Annotated in this window: 18 protein-coding genes, 1 tRNA gene and 1 pseudogene; 10 read left to right on the plus strand and 10 right to left on the minus strand. The window is 65.8% G+C overall.

Going from position 1 to position 17,741, the window contains the following annotated elements; translation table 11 throughout:
* The first annotated feature begins 16 nt into the window (after positions 1 to 16).
* The 3 genes from DD559_RS06620 (at position 17) to DD559_RS20110 (ending at position 2,889) form a co-directional block, all read left to right on the plus strand.
* Positions 17 to 1,363 carry a TldD/PmbA family protein gene (locus tag DD559_RS06620; protein WP_116468490.1) on the plus strand — a complete coding sequence of 449 codons (1,347 nt, stop codon included), beginning with the start codon at positions 17 to 19 and terminating at the stop codon, positions 1,361 to 1,363.
* Positions 1,356 to 2,129, plus strand: a complete 774-nt coding sequence (locus DD559_RS06625) for a 3'(2'),5'-bisphosphate nucleotidase CysQ (RefSeq protein WP_116468491.1) — start codon at positions 1,356 to 1,358, stop codon at positions 2,127 to 2,129. The genes DD559_RS06620 and DD559_RS06625 overlap by 8 nt, the downstream gene beginning before the upstream one ends.
* 307 nt (positions 2,130 to 2,436) lie before the next feature.
* Positions 2,437 to 2,889 carry a hypothetical protein gene (locus DD559_RS20110; RefSeq protein WP_240610148.1) on the plus strand — a complete coding sequence of 151 codons (453 nt, stop codon included), beginning with the start codon at positions 2,437 to 2,439 and terminating at the stop codon, positions 2,887 to 2,889.
* Positions 2,890 to 2,989: 100 nt separating this feature from the next.
* Here DD559_RS20110 and DD559_RS20365 read toward each other — a convergent pair.
* Positions 2,990 to 3,277 (minus strand): annotated as a pseudogene (locus tag DD559_RS20365) (DUF3800 domain-containing protein); the annotation flags it as partial.
* 282 nt (positions 3,278 to 3,559) lie between these two features.
* On the opposite strand from DD559_RS20365, the gene DD559_RS19605 reads away from it, so the two are divergent.
* Positions 3,560 to 4,270 (plus strand): hypothetical protein, encoded by a 711-nt coding sequence (locus DD559_RS19605; RefSeq protein ID WP_133243789.1) that lies wholly within the window; start codon positions 3,560 to 3,562, stop codon positions 4,268 to 4,270.
* A 2-nt stretch (positions 4,271 to 4,272) separates the two neighbouring features.
* Here DD559_RS19605 and DD559_RS06640 read toward each other — a convergent pair.
* A tRNA-Arg gene (locus DD559_RS06640) sits at positions 4,273 to 4,349 on the minus strand.
* A gap of 63 nt (positions 4,350 to 4,412) precedes the next feature.
* On the opposite strand from DD559_RS06640, the gene DD559_RS06645 reads away from it, so the two are divergent.
* Together DD559_RS06645 and DD559_RS06650 are read left to right on the plus strand one after the other, a co-directional pair.
* The gene (locus DD559_RS06645; RefSeq protein ID WP_116468492.1) at positions 4,413 to 5,156 is read left to right on the plus strand and encodes a queuosine precursor transporter; all 744 of its coding nucleotides are present in this window, start codon (positions 4,413 to 4,415) and stop codon (positions 5,154 to 5,156) included.
* Between the two features lie 77 nt (positions 5,157 to 5,233).
* Positions 5,234 to 6,046 carry a sulfite exporter TauE/SafE family protein gene (locus DD559_RS06650; protein ID WP_116468493.1) on the plus strand — a complete coding sequence of 271 codons (813 nt, stop codon included), beginning with the start codon at positions 5,234 to 5,236 and terminating at the stop codon, positions 6,044 to 6,046.
* A 56-nt stretch (positions 6,047 to 6,102) separates the two neighbouring features.
* Here DD559_RS06650 and purQ read toward each other — a convergent pair whose 3' ends face one another.
* From purQ to DD559_RS06670, 4 genes are all read right to left on the minus strand, one after another.
* Positions 6,103 to 6,768, minus strand: coding sequence for a phosphoribosylformylglycinamidine synthase subunit PurQ (gene purQ / locus DD559_RS06655; protein ID WP_116468494.1), 666 nt, complete (start codon positions 6,766 to 6,768; stop codon positions 6,103 to 6,105).
* Entirely contained in the window at positions 6,765 to 6,995 is a 231-nt protein-coding gene (purS, locus tag DD559_RS06660; RefSeq protein WP_116468495.1) for a phosphoribosylformylglycinamidine synthase subunit PurS, read from the minus strand. The genes purQ and purS overlap by 4 nt, the downstream gene beginning before the upstream one ends.
* A gap of 215 nt (positions 6,996 to 7,210) precedes the next feature.
* Complete coding sequence (gene purC / locus DD559_RS06665; protein ID WP_116468496.1) at positions 7,211 to 7,990, minus strand: phosphoribosylaminoimidazolesuccinocarboxamide synthase; 780 nt, start codon at positions 7,988 to 7,990, stop codon at positions 7,211 to 7,213.
* A 142-nt stretch (positions 7,991 to 8,132) separates the two neighbouring features.
* A complete protein-coding gene (locus DD559_RS06670) occupies positions 8,133 to 8,972 on the minus strand; it encodes a DUF4349 domain-containing protein (protein ID WP_116470756.1) in 840 nt (279 codons plus the stop codon).
* Positions 8,973 to 9,161: 189 nt separating this feature from the next.
* On the opposite strand from DD559_RS06670, the gene DD559_RS06675 reads away from it, so the two are divergent.
* The 3 genes from DD559_RS06675 (at position 9,162) to DD559_RS06685 (ending at position 14,260) form a co-directional block, all read left to right on the plus strand.
* Positions 9,162 to 10,166, plus strand: a complete 1,005-nt coding sequence (locus DD559_RS06675; protein WP_116468497.1) for a phytanoyl-CoA dioxygenase family protein — start codon at positions 9,162 to 9,164, stop codon at positions 10,164 to 10,166.
* 72 nt (positions 10,167 to 10,238) lie between these two features.
* Positions 10,239 to 12,479 (plus strand): DNA topoisomerase IV subunit A, encoded by a 2,241-nt coding sequence (gene parC / locus DD559_RS06680; RefSeq protein WP_116468498.1) that lies wholly within the window; start codon positions 10,239 to 10,241, stop codon positions 12,477 to 12,479.
* A gap of 101 nt (positions 12,480 to 12,580) precedes the next feature.
* The gene (locus DD559_RS06685; RefSeq protein WP_116468499.1) at positions 12,581 to 14,260 is read left to right on the plus strand and encodes a putative bifunctional diguanylate cyclase/phosphodiesterase; all 1,680 of its coding nucleotides are present in this window, start codon (positions 12,581 to 12,583) and stop codon (positions 14,258 to 14,260) included.
* Here DD559_RS06685 and DD559_RS06690 read toward each other — a convergent pair.
* Genes DD559_RS06690 through DD559_RS06705 form a run of 4 tightly spaced genes read right to left on the minus strand, consistent with a single transcriptional unit; the run spans position 14,200 to position 17,174 of the window.
* Entirely contained in the window at positions 14,200 to 15,447 is a 1,248-nt protein-coding gene (locus DD559_RS06690) for a CCA tRNA nucleotidyltransferase (RefSeq protein ID WP_116468500.1), read from the minus strand. The two genes, DD559_RS06685 and DD559_RS06690, sit on opposite strands and share 61 nt — an antisense overlap.
* Positions 15,435 to 16,031, minus strand: a complete 597-nt coding sequence (locus tag DD559_RS06695) for a CoA pyrophosphatase (RefSeq protein WP_116468501.1) — start codon at positions 16,029 to 16,031, stop codon at positions 15,435 to 15,437. Before DD559_RS06695 ends, DD559_RS06690 begins: the two co-directional genes overlap by 13 nt.
* Positions 16,028 to 16,594: a DUF1285 domain-containing protein gene (locus DD559_RS06700; RefSeq protein ID WP_116468502.1), complete on the minus strand. Its 567-nt coding sequence runs from the start codon at positions 16,592 to 16,594 to the stop codon at positions 16,028 to 16,030. Before DD559_RS06700 ends, DD559_RS06695 begins: the two co-directional genes overlap by 4 nt.
* Positions 16,595 to 16,652: 58 nt before the next feature.
* On the minus strand, positions 16,653 to 17,174 hold the full coding sequence (locus DD559_RS06705) for a GNAT family N-acetyltransferase (RefSeq protein ID WP_116468503.1): 522 nt from the start codon (positions 17,172 to 17,174) through the stop codon (positions 16,653 to 16,655).
* 175 nt (positions 17,175 to 17,349) lie between these two features.
* On the opposite strand from DD559_RS06705, the gene DD559_RS06710 reads away from it, so the two are divergent.
* A complete protein-coding gene (locus DD559_RS06710) occupies positions 17,350 to 17,721 on the plus strand; it encodes a dihydroneopterin aldolase (RefSeq protein WP_116468504.1) in 372 nt (123 codons plus the stop codon).
* The last annotated feature ends 20 nt before the right edge of the window (positions 17,722 to 17,741 follow it).

Here is a 17,741-nt window from a genome sequence, read left to right on the forward strand (position 1 = left end):
CCCCTAGATCGCGGGGATGCTGAACAACGAACAGGCCCTGGAGCGCGCCGCCGATGCGGTGGCGCGTGCCCGCCGCGCCGGGGCCGACGCCGCCGACGCCGTCTTCTCCGCCGATCGCTCGCTCTCCGTCTCCGTCCGGCTGGGCGCGCTGGAGGATGTCGAGCGTTCCGAGGCGCAGGAACTGGATCTGCGGGTGTTCGTCGGCCGGCGCTCGGCCAGCGTCTCGACCAGCGACCTGAGCAGCGACGCCATCGCCACCCTGGTCGACCGCGCCGTCGCCATGGCGCGCGAAGCCCCCGAGGACCGCTGGGCCGGCCTCGCCCCCGAAGACCGGCTGCTGCACGGGCGCCCTCCGCATCTCGATCTCGATGACGGTGCCGAGGTGGAGCCCGCCGCGCTCAAGGCCCGCGCCCTCGCTGCCGAGGAAGCCGCCCGCGCCGTTCCCGGCGTCACCAACAGTGAAGGCGCCGGCGCGGGGGCCAGCCGCGTGCAGCTCGCCCTCGCGACCAGCCATGGTTTCGCCGGCGCCTATGCCCAGTCGAGCCATGGCATCTCCGCCAGCGTGCTCGCCGGCAGCGGCGGCGCGATGGAGCGGGATCATGCCCATCATTCCGCCCGCCACGCCGCGTTGCTCGATTCGCCGCAGGCGATCGGCCGACTCGCCGGCGAGCGCGTCGTCGCCCGGCTCAACCCGCGCAAGATCCCCAGCGGCGCCATGCCGGTGGTGTTCGATCGCCGCGTCTCCTCGGGGCTGCTCGGCCATCTGATGGGGGCGATCTCCGGCGCATCGATCACGCGGCGGACGAGCTTCCTGCTCGATGCGCTGGGCGCGCAGGTGTTCGCCCCCGGCGTGACGATCTGGGACGATCCCCACCGCCCGCGCGGCATCCGCTCGCGCCCCTTCGATGGCGAGGGGCTGCCGGTGCAGCCCCTGCAGATCGTCCGCGACGGGATGCTGGAGACCTGGCTGCTCGAAAGCGCCGCCGCGCGCCAGCTGGGGCTGGAGCCCACCGGCCATGCCACGCGCGGCGGCGGCGGGGCGCCGGGCGTTTCGCCCAGCAACCTCTATATGGAAGCCGGCACGATCCCGCCCGAAACGCTGATCGGCGACATCGACTATGGCCTGTTGGTGGTGGAACTGATCGGCCAGGGCGTGAACGGCGTCACCGGCGATTACAGCCGCGGCGCGGCGGGCTTCCTGATCGAGAAGGGCGAGATCACCGTCCCCGTGTCCGAAATCACCATTGCCAGCAATTTGAAGGACATGTTCCGCGCGCTCACTCCCGCGAACGACCTCGAATTCCGCTATGGCATCAACGCGCCGACGCTGCGCATCGACGGGATGACGATCGCCGGTGCGTGAGCTCGCCGCCCAGGTCGCCGCGATCGCCGCCCAGGCCGGGCAGCACGCGATGCTGCGCTGGCAAAGCGATTTCGCGCGCTGGGAAAAGGCGCCGGGCAACCCGGTCTGCGCCGTCGACCTCGAAGTCGACGCGCTGCTGCGCGAACGGCTCGGGCGGCTGGTGCCGGAAGCCGGCTGGCTCTCCGAAGAAACGGTCGACAATGCCGATCGCCTGGCGGCGGCGCGGCTATGGGTGGTCGATCCGATCGACGGCACCCGCGACTATCTGCGCGGGCGGCCCGGCTGGGCGGTCTCGATCGCGCTGGTCGAGCGCGGCCAGCCGGTGATCGGCGTGCTCGATGCGCCGGCCCGCGGCGAAGTGTGGACCGCGCTGGCCGGCGAGGGGGCGTGGCGCAACGGCGTCGCCCTCCGCGCGGCGGAGCGGACGGAACTGCCCGGCGCGCGGGTGCCCGCGGATCAGCTCCCCAAGGTCGATCGCGATCTGGTGATGGTCCCCAAGCCCAATTCGATCGCGCTGCGCATCGCGATGGTCGCCGCAGGCGAGGCCGACCTCGTCGCCACGCTGCGCTGGGGCCATGAATGGGACATCGCCGCCGCGGTGCTGCTCGCGCGCGAGGCGGGGGCGGCGGTGACCGATGCGCTGGGGCAGCCTCTGGCGTTCAACACCCCCGCGGGCGAGGCATATGGCGTGCTGGCGACGACGCGAGGAATCCATGCAGCCGCAATGGCGCGGCTGGCGGATCGGGTGGAGCCGGGGCGGGGGTAGGGAATTCGCCGATCGGCTCGTTTCTGCTGCTGCGATCCACTCGGGCCGCGGGCTTTCAAAAGGCGCAAAACCAAACCGTCATCCCCGCGCAGGCGGGGATCCATTGGCGCTGAATCTGCGGTGCTTGTTCCAGCACTTTGGCGAATACATGCTCGCCTGTACGGTAATGGCGGTGGTATGCGGGCACCCGTCGCTTCGGTTTCTATGCGATCTACGCCGATGCAAGGGAGGGCGCGCGGCAGTCAAACGCAATGGCCCTGCATGCAATTTCAGGGCAGGCTTTCGGCATAACGGAGGGGATATTGGTATGCGGATCAAATGGGTTCTCACCCTGTGTGCTGCCGCCATTCTGCTCCCGGCGGCATCCGATCCGCCGCCCGCTTTAGCGCCATATTTCCGCGAAGGCAGGTTCGATCCCGGCGATTTCGGCTGGATGCGCGGTCGCTTCCCGGATGCCAGACCGGCGGACGTGCAAACCTATGCGACGATCGAAGCATGGATGCGGCGGTGTTACGAGGACGGCGTGGCGCGCACGCGCGAAGAGCTTGCCGCGATGGGGATCCCGCAGGCGGATCTTTCGACGATAGGGCCGCGTGATCTGCAGTGCGGTGCTTTAATGATGGCGAACTCGGTGCAGACGGGTCGTGTCCGTCAACGTGGTGTAATTTCGGGTGTGGCCCCGGGCCGCATCGTTCAGGCGGCCTTGGGTGCTGGTCTTCGCAGGCATTCTTCGTCCCTTCCTTGGTCCAAACTGTCATAGTCGATGGACCACTCAGAAGGGGGCAGCTCATCTGCAAGCGCTGATTATCAAACTTCATCATGGTCTTAACGAAGAATTGATAAAATGCCTCCGTGTTGGACCGCAGGTGTCCAGATCTAATCAGGTCCTTCTGCACAACCAGCGCGCGGACGCGGAATCTAAATTTCACAGCTGTTTCGAAGAACGCGTCTCTTAAATCGGCGCTGGCTTTGCTGAACTTGTATTCCTTGACGGCCGGCCAATCTCTGCGAAGGGTCTCAAGGGCATCCGTAACGAGCTTCGCTTGGTCGTTATCGTCAAAGATAACCATGGCGACTGCGAAGACTTGCGTTGAACCTTTGTCGAGCTTGAAGCCAGCGTCCCCGCTCTCGTCTATGAATACCAGCATCGTTTGGTCTTGATAGGCGCGCAGAGCAAGCGCAAGAGCCTAAGTAGAGTCGCGTCCATTCATCTCTTGGAATCAGGGGCTGGGCCAGCCAGCAATTCTGGCGAAGGCCGCAAACGATTTGCCAGGAAAAAGGGCCGCGCGGCATTGCCACGTGGCCCTTACAAGCCGTCGGCGCGGGGGCCAAAACCCCCGCGCCGGTTAAGCCTTGTTAAGGAGGCCAGCTATGTCGGCGAGTAGCTCCTCACCTTCCAACGACCGCTCGGTGAAGCGGGCAACGCTGGGGTGGCCTTCCTGCAAAAGGCATGGCCGCTCAAGCTGTTCATTCCGTTCGTCAGGACGCCCACCAATCTCGTGAAGTTCGCCGCTGAGCGGTCGCCGGCTGCTCCTGCGCTGTGGGCCTGGAGCCGCGACTTCAAGGCAGGCGGAGCAAAGCGCGACCTCGCAATCGCGCGTTGGATGGTGGGCAGCGCCGCAACCATGATGGCCGTAGAGGCTGCGCAGAAGGGCCTGATAACCGGGGGTGGCCCCAGCAACGAGAAGGCAAAGAACCTCCTGATTGCCAACAGATGGCAGCCGTATAGCGTGAAAGTCGGCAACCGCTACGTTGCCTATGGTCGCCTCGATCCGTTCTCTACGACAATCGGTCTAGCGGCGGATTACGTCGATCGCGGTCGATACATGACCGACAAGGAGCGTGACCGATATGCCGAAACGTTGTCCGATTGCTGCGACCTTCGTCCACAGCAGCATCTTCGCTTCCATATTCTATCCCCCCGCCAACGCTTGCAGGAGGCGGGAAGCTTAAACCTCGCTTGCCTCGGCTGCCGAGCACTCTTGTTAACGCTTGGGGCGTGCGGGTCTATTCCCCTTTGCGCCAGCCAATGGCCGAGTCGGAGAACGCAAAGCTTCGTGCGCCGGATTACGTGGCGATTACGCACGCGCATTTTGGCTCGCCGGAGAGCGTCGAGAACGTGCGCTAAACTATTGATATAAAATGGCGCGCCCGGCTGGATTCGAACCAGCGGCCCCAAGCTTAGAAGGCTCGTGCTCTATCCAACTGAGCTACGGGCGCGCGTTACGGATGCCTTTAAGCGCAGATTGCGCGAGGGGCAAACGCCTCGCATAGTGGCGGGCGATGAACGATCCGCAGCGCCCTTCGCACGTCGCCGCCCGCAGCCTGGCGGGTGGGCATTTCCGCTATTTCGATTTTGTGATGGCTGCCTTTGTGGCCATCCTGCTGCTGTCGAACGTGATCGGCGCGGGGAAGGTGGCGCAGGTGTGGCTGCCGGGCGTCGGCTATTGGCCGTTCGGGGCCGGCATCCTGTTCTTCCCGATTTCCTACGTGATCGGCGACGTACTGACCGAGGTCTATGGCTATGCCCGTGCCCGCCGGGTGATCTGGGCAGGCACCGCGGCAGTGCTGTTCATGGCGTTCATGTCGTGGGTGGTCGTCGAACTGCCGCCGGCGCCGGACTGGAAAAACCAGGCGGCCTATGCAGTGATCTTCGGGCAGGTGCCGCGGATCGTGCTTGCCTCGGTCTGCGCCTTCTGGGCGGGCGAGTTCGTCAATTCCTATGTGCTGGCCCGGATGAAGCTGTGGACCGGCGGGCGGATGCTGTGGACGCGCACGGTCGGCTCCACCGTGGCTGGGCAGGCGATCGACAGCCTCATCTTCTACCCGCTCGCTTTCTGGGGCGCCGAGGGCTGGACCAACGCGCTGGTCGTGAAGGTGCTGTTCACCCAATGGGCGCTGAAGGTCGGCTGGGAAGTGCTGCTGACGCCGCTCACCTATCTGGTCGTCGGCTTCCTCAAGCGTGCAGAAGGGGTCGACGTGTTCGACGAAGGGACCGATTTCACGCCCTTCGCGACGCGCGTCTGAGCAGCAGCCGGCCGCAAGCCGTAACCGGCGCGAAGGCCTGAAACCAATTCTTTCTGGCGTTCGGGGAAAATCCCCGCATGCTGGTGGGAAATCGGTTGCCAAGGATTCCCGTGCTCGCGTTCAATCCGCTTTATTCCATCGCCGGGGTGCTCGTCGGGCTGCTGGTCGGCATGACCGGGGTCGGCGGCGGCTCGCTGATGACGCCGCTGCTCGTCCTCGCCTTCGGCTTCCATCCGGCCACCGCAGTGGGCACTGACCTGCTCTACGCCTCTGCCACGAAGACCGTCGGTGCCGGGGTGCATGGCTTGCACGGCACGATCGATTGGAAGGTCGTGCGGCGGCTCGCTTATGGCAGCGTGCCCGCGACCATCCTGACGCTGCTGTTGCTGTCCAGCGCGCAGGAGCATGCCAGGAACAGCGGCGGGGTGATTACGGTCACGCTCGGCATCGCATTGGTGGTGACGGCGATCGCAACCTTCTTCCGCAGCCGGCTGGTGCTGTTCATGGCGCCCCGGTTCGAGCGGCTGGGCGATGCGCGGATCGGCTATGTCACCATCGCCCTGGGCGCGGTGCTGGGCCTGCTGGTGTCGCTGACCTCGGTGGGGGCGGGGGCGCTAGGAATGACCGCGCTGCTGATGCTCTATCCGCATCAGGCGGTGAACAAGCTGGTTGGGTCGGACATCGCGCATGCCGTGCCGTTGACCCTGCTCGCGGGGCTCGGCCACTGGATGCTGGGATCGGTGAACGGTTCGCTGCTCGTGTCGCTGCTCGCCGGTTCGATCCCCGGTATCATCGTCGGCAGCCTGCTGGCGACGCGCACCTCGGACAAGGTGCTGGTGCCGATCCTCGCCGCGACGCTCGCCGTGGTCGGACTGAAGATGCTCTTTTGACAACGAAAAGGGCCGCGGTTCTAGGACCGCGGCCCCGTATCCGGTCGTCGCGACGGTCAGGCGACCGCGGCGAGCAGCCCTTCGAACAGCCGGCGGCCGTCGTCGCCGCCATGCGCGGCTTCGATCTTGCGCTCCGGGTGCGGCATCATGCCGAGCACGTTGCCGGCGGCGTTCATCACGCCCGCGATGTTCCGCGCCGACCCGTTGATGTTCTGGCCGTAACGGAAGGCGACGCGGCCTTCGCCTTCGAGGCGGTCGAGCGTCTCGGCATCGGCGAAGTAGTTGCCGTCATGGTGCGCGACGGGGATCGAGAGCTGCTCGCCTGCCTGGTAGGCGCTGGTGAAGATCGATTGGCTGTTGTCCACCACCAGCGGCACGTCGCGGCACACGAAGTCGAGCCCGGCGTTGCGCATCAGCGCGCCCGGCAGCAGCCCGGTTTCGGTGAGGATCTGGAAGCCGTTGCAGATGCCGATCACCGGCGTGCCGCGATTGGCCGCCTCGATCACCGCCTGCACCACCGGCGAGCGCGCGGCGATGGCGCCGCAGCGCAGATAGTCGCCATAGGAAAAGCCGCCGGGCAGCGCGATCAGCCCCAGGCCCTCGGGCAGCTCGCTGTCGCCGTGCCACACCATGTGCGGCTTGGTGCCGGTCACGCTCTCCAGCGCGACCGCGATGTCGCGATCGCAGTTGGAGCCGGGGAAGACGATGACCGCGGTCTTCACAGCTTTTCGACTCGGTAGTTCTCGATCACCGTGTTGGCGAGCAGCTTGCGGCACATCTCGTCGATGGCGGCGTCGCTGGTCGAATCGGCGACGTCCAGCTCGAAGATCTTGCCGGCGCGGACATCCTCGACGCCCTCGAATCCGAGGCCGCCAAGCGCGTTCTGAATGGCCTTGCCCTGCGGATCGAGCACGCCATTCTTCAAGGTGACGATGATGCGGAGTTTCATGGCCGGGCCTATGGCGCGAGAGGGCCGAAGTCGCAACGGTAAAACGTGGAAACAGTCGTTTCCTCCACCGCGAAACGGGGGAGGGGGACCGCCGCCGCAGACGGTGGTGGAGGGGGGAAACGACAAAGGGGCCCGCCTGCGGCGAGGCCCCCTCCACCATTCGCTGCGCGAATGGTCCCCCTCCCCCGGCACGCCGGGGGAGGATACACTATGGCTTACTTGCCCCGCTTCTTGCGGTGCGTCTCGAGGTCGAGCACGTCGGAGCCATCCCCTTCCGGGAACAGGCCGAGACGGCGCGCGACTTCCTGATAGGCCTCGACTTCGCCGCCCAGGTCGCGGCGGAAGCGATCCTTGTCGAGCTTCTCGCCGGTGGCGATGTCCCACAGGCGGCAGCCATCGGGGCTGATCTCGTCGGCCAGGATGATTCGGCCGTACTCGTTCTCCCAGATCCGGCCGAATTCGAGCTTGAAATCGACCAGGCGGATGCCGATGCCCGCGAACAGGCCCGAGAGGAAGTCGTTCACGCGGATGGCCATGTCGGCCATGTCGTGCAGTTCTTCCTGGCTCGCCCAACCGAATGCCAGGATATGCTCGTCGGTGACCATCGGGTCACCCAGCGCATCGTCCTTGTAATAATATTCGACGATCGTGCGCGGCAGCGGCGTGCCTTCCTCGATCCCCAGCTTCTTGGCGAGCGAACCGGCGACGACGTTGCGCACCACCACCTCGATCGGAACGATCTCGACCTGGCGGATCAGCTGCTCGCGCATGTTGAGGCGGCGGATGAAATGGGTGGGGATGCCGATGCCGGCGAGCAGGGTGAACACATGCTCGCTGATCCGGTTGTTCAGCACGCCCTTGCCGTTGATCGTGCCCTTTTTCTGGGCATTGAAGGCGGTTGCGTCGTCCTTGAAATACTGGATCAGCGTGCCCGGTTCCGGACCCTCGTAGAGAATCTTAGCCTTGCCTTCGTAGATTTGCCGGCGGCGTGCCATGTCGGCCTAGTCCCTTGGAAATGCGTTGCCCCGGCTCCACGGGATTTCTCCGCGTGACCGCCGGGGCTCTGGAAGGCCTCGCGCTATACCGCAAGGGGGACGAGGGTGCAATGCGGCGTCGATCCCGAAGCGGCGCGCCGGTTCACACTGGTCGATTGTGGCGGCGGAGCAGCGTTGCCACGGCGATGCCGGCACCGAACACCATCCCCCAGGGCAGCAGATAGATCGCCAGCGAGAGCAGCAGCTGCATGCCCCAGACGAAGGTAGAAGCCGAGCCCTGCACCGCCTCGCCGAGTGCCGCGCCGACGCTGGTGCCCGAGGCAGGGGCAGCAAGCGGCTGATAGTGGATCTCCACCTCGGCCATCGTCACGCGGCCCTGCAGCTCGCGCTGCCAGGCGCGGGCCTTGTCGAGCTCTTCCTGTGCTGCGGTCACGTTGCGTTCGGCTTCGACCAGCTCGCCGACCGATCCCTTGCGGGTCCGGAGCATTTCGGTCAGGCGGGCGACGAGCAGTTCCCGCTGGCGGATGCGCGCACTAGTGTCGATCAGCTCTTTCGATACATCGTCCCCCACCACGTTGGTATTGAGCGCGCGGCCGCCCGCGGCGGTGACCTGCCGGCCCGCCTCGCCGGTGAAATAAGGCGCATCGGCGGCGGCAACGCGGAGTTTCAGCACGGCGCTGCCGGCGCGGCCCTCGGCATCGTCGCGCGTTAGTGCCGCCAGCTGGCAGCGCGCAGGCCCAAGGCGATCGCACAGCGCGCGATGGGCTTCCTGCGTCTCGGCCAGGCGGCCGTCCGGCAACAGGAAGCTGAGCGTGTAGCGATAGGCGAGCTGGGGCAGGGCGACCTTCAGTGGCTCGGCACCCTGCTTGGCCGACGGTTCGCCCGCCGCCACATCCTCGCGCGGCGCGGCTGGCGACCCCTCCTCATTGCTCGAACATCCTGCGAGCAGCGCCGCGCATCCCAGAGCCAGAACTTTGCGCATCGACATTCCCCTTCCTGATGGAGCCCAAATCCCATCACTCCACTAGGACAAAGTCAAGACACAATTTCGCCGCAATTAAGGCAAGAAAGAGGCGTTCTGCGCCATATTTTGCAAATTTGCCCGGCAAGCGCCGTGCCCCCGCAATCGTCCTAAAATGCGAGGGAGCATGAACAGGGATGAATTGATAGGATGACGCGCTTCGGAAAGGCGATGCTGGTGGGCCTTGACCACACCCCGGAAGCCGGCATCAAGCCGTATACCGCACAAGTTGCCGCCGGCATCCGCCGCGACACGCGGCTGGGGCGGCTGCGGCACATGGCCTTCTACAACTATGCCTATAACTACATCTTCTGGCTGCGGACCAAGTCGAACGATCCTTTTCGCCTGCGTAAGCTCGGGCGCATCGAACGACTGATACGCGCGCCGTTCGCACGCATTGGCCGCACTCCCCGCGCCGCGGAATTCCATGACATCGATTTCCATTTCGCCGAAAAGATGCTCGATCCCCTATTGGTCGATCGCATGGCGGCATCGATGTTCGCGCCGCAGACCTTCACCGATCCCTATCTGCCGGGCTTCGAGCATGTCGGCGCGCCGGAGGCGGCCGATCATCCCTTCCTCTATATGGACGCGCAGCGGCTGTTCGAGGACCCGGCCTTTCTGGAAATCTGCTCCAACCCGGAACTGATCGCCTTCTGCCGCGAGGTGCTTGGCCCGCGCGCAGCATTCAGCTGGGCCTGGGCGTGGATTTCGCAGCCGACCGGCTTCGCCTATCAGAACCAGAATTGGCATCGCGATTGCGCTGAGCCGCTCAACTTCATCCGCGTGTTCGTGCCGCTTTCGCCGATCGAGACGCGCGAGGATGGGCCGCTGGAGTTGATCCCGAAAACGTCGGGCTTGCGCGAATTCTATGATGTACGCCGGTTCAGCGACGACGAACTCGAACCGCTCAAGCAGGCGATGGGTGCCGGCGTGGTTCTGGCGGAGAAGGGCGATGTCTATTTCGCGAACACCTTCGCGCTGCATCGGGGCACCCCGCCGGCGCGGCGGCGAGGGATGCTGTCGCTGCTCGTCTCTATCGGTCCGTCGCATCGCACGCCGTCGATCCGCAAGCTGAAACTGCGTGAAGTGCCCGAACATCTGCGGCCCCTGATTGCCCGCAACCGCAGCTTCTTCCGGCATCTGGTACACTGATCCCGAAACAATCGGGATCATAAGGGGAACGCCCTTGGCGTTTGCCCCTCCTGCCTGCTATCCCGTGCGGCGATGACCCTCGACACCGACGTTTCCGAACCCTCCGGCGCCTCCGACGTCCCCTTCGACAGCGCGCTGTCCGAGCGCTATCTCGTCTATGCGCTGTCGACGATCACCGCGCGCTCGCTGCCGGATGTGCGCGACGGGCTGAAGCCGGTGCATCGCCGTCTGCTCTGGGCGATGCGGCTGCTCAAGCTGGATCCGGCGAGCGGGTACAAGAAGTGCGCCCGCGTCGTTGGCGACGTGATCGGTAAATACCATCCGCATGGCGACGCCTCGGTCTATGACGCGATGGTCCGCCTCGCCCAGACCTTCGCGCTGCGCTATCCGCTGGTCGACGGGCAGGGCAATTTCGGCAATATCGACGGCGATAACGCCGCCGCTTACCGCTACACCGAGGCGCGGCTGACCCAGGTCGCGATCGACCTGATGGACGGGCTCGACGAGAATGCCGTCGATTTCCGCCCGACCTATAATGGCGAAGACGAGGAGCCGGAGCTGTTTCCGGGCCTGTTCCCGAACCTGCTCGCCAATGGCGCGGCGGGCATCGCGGTGGGCATGGCGACCAGCATCCCGCCGCACAATGCCGCCGAGCTGATGCAAGCGGCCGTCGCGCTGATCGACAATCCGCAGGCCAACGTTCTCGACTATGTGAAGGGTCCGGACTTCCCGACCGGCGGCATCGCGGTCGACAGCCCCGCCGCGATCGCCGAGGCCTATGCCACCGGCCGCGGCAGCTTCCGCGTGCGCGCCAAGATCGAGAAGGTGACCGAGAAGGGCGGCGGCTGGCATCTCGTCGTCAGCGAGATTCCGTATGGCGTGCAGAAGGGCAAGCTGATCGAGAACATCGCCGCACTGGTCAACGACAAGAAGCTGCCGATCCTCGGCGACGTGCGCGACGAATCGGCCGAGGACATCCGCATCGTCCTCGAACCGCGCAGCCGCACGGTCGATGCCGACACGCTGATGGACAGCCTCTACCGCCTGTCCGACCTCGAAGTGCGCGTGCCGCTCAACCTCAATGTGCTCGACAAGAACCGCACGCCGCGGGTGATGAGCCTGGCCGAGGCGCTGGCCGGGTGGCTGGAGCACCAGTTCGTGGTGCTCCAGCGCAAGTCCCAGCACCGGCTGGAGAAGATCGCCGATCGGCTGGAGCTGCTGCGCGGCTATATCACCGCCTATCTCAACCTCGACCGGGTGATCGAGATCATCCGCACCGAGGACGAGCCCAAGCCGATCATGATGGCCGAGTTCGACCTGACCGATCGTCAGGCCGAGGCGATCCTCAACATGCGCCTGCGCTCCCTGCGCAAGCTGGAGGAGATGGAACTCCGCCGCGAGCAGGAAAAGCTGGAGAAGGAACAGGCCGAGCTGGAGACGCTGCTCGGCTCCGAGGCGCGCCAGCGCACCTGGATGAAGCGCGCGCTGGGCAAGATGATCACGCGCTACGGTCTCGATACCCCGCTGGGCGCCCGTCGTACCGCGATCGTCGAGATGGCGCCGGCGCGCGAGATCCCGCTCGAGGCGATGATCGAGCGCGAGCCGATTACCGTCATCCTCTCGCAGCGCGGCTGGATCCGCGCGATGAAGGGGCATGTCGAGGACGTCAGCGGCGACGCGCTGAAATTCAAGGAAGGCGACGGCCCCTTCCTCGCCTTCCACGCCCAGACGACGGACAAGCTGCTGCTCGCCGCCGACAATGGCCGCTTCTACACGCTGGGCGCGGACAAGCTGCCTGGTGGCCGCGGTTTCGGCGAGCCGGTGCGGCTGCTGATCGATCTGGAGGCGGAACGCCACATCGTCAATCTGCTGCCGGCCAGCGCGGCGGCCAAGCTGCTCGTCGCGGCGAGCGACGGGCGCGGCTTCATCGTGAGCAGCCAGGAAGTGATCGCCGAAACCCGCAAGGGCAAGCAGGTGGTCACCCCGCGGCCGGGCGCACACCTCAAGCTGGTCCGCCCGATCGGCGCGGAGGACGATTTCGTCGCGGCAATCGGCGACAATCGCAAGATGCTCGTCTTCCCGCTTTCCGAGGTGGCGGAGATGACGCGCGGGCAGGGGGTGCAGCTCCAGCGCTACCGCGACGGCGGCCTCTCCGACGTGATCACGTTCAAGTTCGCCGACGGGCTGCGCTGGCGGATGGGCGGGGAGCAGGAACGGTACCGCTCCGAACCCGATGTGATGCCGTGGCGTGCGGCGCGCGGTGCGGCGGGCCGAATGCCGCCGACGGGATTTCCTCGCGACAACCGATTCTAATTCTCTCTTTTGGCGATAAATCCCGGCTGCGTTTCAGAGCGCTTTAACTGTTTGCACGTAAATGGCGGGGGATGGCGTTCCGAAGAGGCAGGGCTCTGAACATGCGCACCGTGGAGCCCACTCCGCGGACGAAGGAACTTCAATATTTGCCGCCCGACGATGTGGCGGCGCTTATCGACTTGCTTCCCGTGCCTGCCGCCGTGATCGAAATGGCGGGCGACGGCCTCGATCTCTTGGCGGTCAACGCCCCGTTTCGCGTCGCAGGCCTGGGTGCCTCGGCAGAGGAATCGCCGGTGATCCGCCTGCTGGGCGGTCGAATCCTGGGGTTCCTTCAGTCGGATGCGACCCAGGAGGAGATCGCCTGGCGGTTCGGCGATGAGGTGGACAGTCGCTATTTCCGGGTGCTGGTGGCTCGCCGCGAACTGGTCGGGTCGCGCTGCCTCATCACGTTGGTGGACCATACCTCGGAGCTGCGGACCGAACAGAGCCTGCGTCGCGAGATGGCGACCGATAGCCTGACCGGACTCTCCAATCGGGCCGGTTTCTCCGACGATCTGGAAGAGCGGATCACGCCGGGCGAGGCGACTCGCCACGCGGTGCTGGTGATCAACCTGGATCGGTTCAGTCGCGTCAATGCGTGCATGGGTGCGCTGGCGGGCGACGAACTGCTGATCTCGGTGGCGCGGCGCCTGAAGGGCGCGCTACGGGGCCATGACGTTCTGGCGCGGATCGGCGGTGACGAATTCGGCGTGCTGATGTCGCTCGATCAGGGGGCGAGCGACGCGGCGCATGTCGCCAAGCGTATCCACGCCGCTTTCACCAATCCCTTCAGACTTTCCAGCTTCGAGATCCGTGTCGATTGCTCGATCGGCATTGCCCTCGGGTCCGATATCGATGGCGATGCGGAGGATCTGATCCGCAACGCCCAGTTCGCGGTGCGCCGTGCGAAGAAGAGCGGGCGTACCGAAATCTACCATACTCGCGCGCTGGATCTCGCGCGGGAGCAGTTCGCGATCGAAACCGAATTGCGCCGCGCGATCGAAAATGGCTGCATGACCCTGAACTTTCAGCCGATCTGCGATCTCGCGAGCGGCCGGATCACCTCGTTCGAGGCGCTGGCACGCTGGACGACCGAGGAAGGCGTGGCAATCTCGCCCAACGCCTTCATTCCGGTGGCAGAGGAATCGGGGCTGATCGTGCCGCTGGGCCGCTGGGCGATCGACGAGGCGGCACGGACCCTGGCCGAATGGGATGCCCGTGCAGGAGGCGATTGCGGCGTGAAGATCGCCGTCAATCTATCGGCGATCCAGTTGCAGCGGGATCATATCGGAACCTTGGTGAAGGCGGCGATCGACCGCTACGGCGTCGCGGGTTCGCGCTTCACGCTGGAATTGACCGAAAGCGCCATCGTTACCGATCCGGATCGCATTGCCCGGACAATGACAGCATTGAAGGATCTCGGCACTACGCTGGCGATGGACGATTTCGGCACCGGCTATTCGAATCTCGCCTATCTGCAAAAGCTGCCGATCGACGTGCTGAAGATCGATCGCAGCTTCGTCACCGGCATGTTGGCGGATCGGGACAAGATCGCCATCATCCGCGCGATTCTCAGCCTCGCGTCGGCACTGGGGATGCAGACGACGGCGGAGGGAATCGAAACCGTCGAACTCGCCCAGACGCTGGCGGCGCTGGGCTGCACCTATGGCCAGGGCTATTATTATGCGCGGCCGTTGGTCGGCGAAGACGCCTTCGCGTTGATCGGCACCCGCAACGCCTGATCGACGGCGGCATCGGCCAGTGCCGAGACGCGGTCGGCGCCGGGAAAGCCTTCCGCGATCCACTGCGCCTCCACGCTGCGCAGTGCGCGGGCGACGTCGGGGCCCTTGGCGAGCCCGCGCGCGACCAGCGCGCCGCCAGTAAGGGGCAGGCGGGGGATGTCCCAGTTCTGCAACTGGTCCCATGCGCGGAAAAGTGCGGTGCCCTCGGGCGCCCAAAGCAGCAGCCGGTCCTCGGCGGTGTCGCGACCCAGGCGGTAGGCGAGGCCGCGCACCGCCTCGATCCCGTCCGCGTCGATGGCGAGTACGAGCCGCTTGCGCTGGGCGTTGGAGAGTTTCAGCCGCGCGCCGATCGTGTCGGCGATGGTGGGATCCTGCGGCAGCAGGGCGGCAAGCCGCCGGATCGGGTCCGCCGCCGCGCCGACCATCGCTTCGTGCTGGGCCAGCGTCGCGAGTCTGGTTGCCGAGTGGATTTCGGGCAGGACGGGCTCGAAAATGCCGCGCTCGATCATGATCCGCACCACCCGAACGGCGTCGCGTGCGATCAGCAGCTTCAGCAACTCGTCTCGAATGCGTTCGCGACTAAGCGCCATCAGGTCGCGCGCGCGCGCTACACAAGCCTCCAGCCCGGCAGGGTCGGGGGTATCGCCGAATCGGGCGAGGAAGCGGAAGAAGCGCAGAATCCGGAGATGATCTTCGGCAATCCGGCGGATAGGATCGCCGATGAAGCGCACCCGGCGCACTGCCAGATCGTCGAGACCGCCGAAATAATCGAACAGGCGGCCCGACGCCGGATCGGCATAGAGCGCGTTGATGGTGAAGTCGCGGCGCGCGGCATCCTCGCGCCAGTCCTCGGTGAACGCCACGGTGGCCCGGCGGCCGTCGGTTGAGACGTCGCGGCGCAAGGTCGTCACCTCCACCGGTCCGCTTGCGAGCACGGCGGTGATCGTGCCGTGTTCGATGCCTGTCGGAACGGCACGGATTGCTGCGTCGCGCAGCCGATCCAGGACCTGCTCGGGTGAGAGGATGGTGGCGATGTCCAGATCGGCGACGGGGGCGCCGATCAGCGCATCCCGCACCGCGCCGCCGACGAACCGGCTGAGCCCTTGGTCGGCACCCAGCGCCGCGGTCAGCGAATCGAGGCCGGGGCGGTTGCGCCATTCGGTTGCGGGAAGGATCAGATCGGCCATTGCATCCGTCGGGATAGATTGATGAGCATCGCGGCGGTGGCACCCCAGATGCGGCGCTCCTGCCATTGAATTTCGTAGTAGCGCCGCTGTCGCCCCTGGTAGAGCGCGTGCTTCTCCGCATGGTTGGCGGCGTCGAGCAGGAAGGCGAGGGGAACTTCGAACACGTCCGCCACCTCTGCCTCGGCGGGAATGAGCGCCAGGTCCGCGGGGACCACCGCTATCACCGGCGTCACGTCGAAGCCGGTCACCGTGCGATAGCGATCCACCGTGCCGATCACGTCCACCCGGTGGCGGGGCAGGGCGATTTCCTCTTCGGCTTCCCGCAAGGCAGCGTCGATCGCGTCGCGGTCTCCGGCATCGATGCGACCGCCGGGAAAGGCGATCTGGCCGGCATGGCGTCGCAAATTGGCATTGCGCTGGGTCAGGATCACGCAGGGTTCGACGCGATCGGTAACGGCGACGAGCACCGCCGCGGCGCTGGGGGCCTGGGCCGGATCGGCAAAGGCCAGATCGCCGGGTAGTAGCGGCACGGCAGGCGCGGGCGCTTCCGCAAGCGCCTTCCGCAGCCTTGCAGCAAGCCTCATTCCGCCGGCTCTAGCCGGAAAAACGCGCCGTCGCTCCATACCCCGGGTGGCGAGGATTCGTTCTCAAGTGCGAGGGCCGCGAGCTCATAATAAAGTGGCCTCGCGATCAGAGCATCCAGGCCGCGGCGGACCTGCAGATAGGGATGGGGACCATCTTCCCGTGCTTCCACCCGCAGGGGATGTTTCGGCCCTGCCACGACGATATCGCCGGTGTTGAGGCGGAACGCGAGGCGGCCAGCGCTGCCGCGCGCTTCGGTCTTGAGCTCGATCGCGACAAAGGGGGCGTCCTCCACCGCGATGTCCAGCTTTTCCACAGGGGTTACCAGAACGAATCGCCCGTCCGGCTCCCGGCGCAGGATCGTGGAAAACAGGCGAACCATCTCCGGCCGCTGGATCATGCCACCCTGGTGATACCAGCGCCCGTCGCGCGCGATCCGCATATCGCTGTCGCCGCAATGGGCCGGATTCCAGCTTTCCACCGGCGGCAGGCGTTGTTCCTCCGCCGCCTTTGCGATTTCGGCGAGCGAAAGGCCGGAGAAATCGGGGGGAGGGGGGGCGGGCATCGCGCTCCTTTACCGGTTGCGCACCCGTTTTGTCGATGTCGCCGGCGCGATGGTGTCGTCAGGCGGCTTCGCGCAGGCGTGGCACGACGGTGCCCGCGCAGTTGGGCACGGCCGATCCGCGCGCCAGGAGCCGGCGCGGTTCGAACGGCCCCGGCAGTCGCCAGCGCCCGGTGCGCGTCGCATCGAAGCCGAAGAAACGACCATAATATTCCGGATCGCCGATCAGCATCAGTGCTTCCGCGCCTGGAACCGCACTGGCTTCGGCGGCGTCGAGCATGTGTTGCATCAGCATCCGGCCAATGCCCGCCTGCTGGCGTGCCGGCTCCACCGCCACCGGCCCGACCATGACCAGCGGCACCAGCGGCCCGATGTCGCTGGCCAACGACACCGGCCAGCTCTGGATCGTGCCCAGCAAGCTACCATCGGCATCGCACGCGGCGAAGCTCAGCGGGCGAATCGGTAGGGTTCCCTGCCGGACCCGATAGGCGGTACGCAGGTGACGATCCGTTCCGAACGCACGATCGAGCAATGCCTCAACGGCACTCGAATCGACCGAATCGAGCGAAACCAATTGTGTCACCGCTGCTTCCTTCGTCGTGCCCCGGCCCCTGTGCCGAAGGGCGCGCGCTTTACCGGCGCGGTGCGGAAGCGCAAGCGCGAATCGTGCAACAGGCGGATGCAGGGAATGCACAGGCTTTCGTCCGTGCCGCCATCTGCTATGGCGCGCGCCTCATCCCCGCGAAAGGCCCATTTGCTTGCCCGACCTATTGCAGCTTCAGGTGCACGACCTCCAGGTGGAACTGCTCACCGGCGTATATTCCGAAGAGACCCATCTGCCGCAGCCGCTGCGCATCTCGGTAACGGTCGATCTCGACGTTCCCGAGCGGTTCATGCCGGATACGCCGCTTGGTGTTTCCAAAAGCTACATGGACCTGAAGCACGCAGCGACCGACGCGCTGCCGAAAGACGTGCATTTCACGCTGATCGAAGCGGTGGCGGAGCATATCTGCGAAACCCTGTTCGTCTCTGATTCGCGTGTGCGCCGGGTCGAGGTACGCATCGTGAAGCTCGCCATCGCCGAACGCGACGAATCCATCGGTATCACGCTGGTCCGCCACCGCCGCTGATTGCCGCGGCGCGCCGCGCG

The sequence above is a fragment of the Sphingomonas pokkalii genome, assembly GCF_003096275.1.
Classification (GTDB): domain Bacteria; phylum Pseudomonadota; class Alphaproteobacteria; order Sphingomonadales; family Sphingomonadaceae; genus Sphingomonas; species Sphingomonas pokkalii.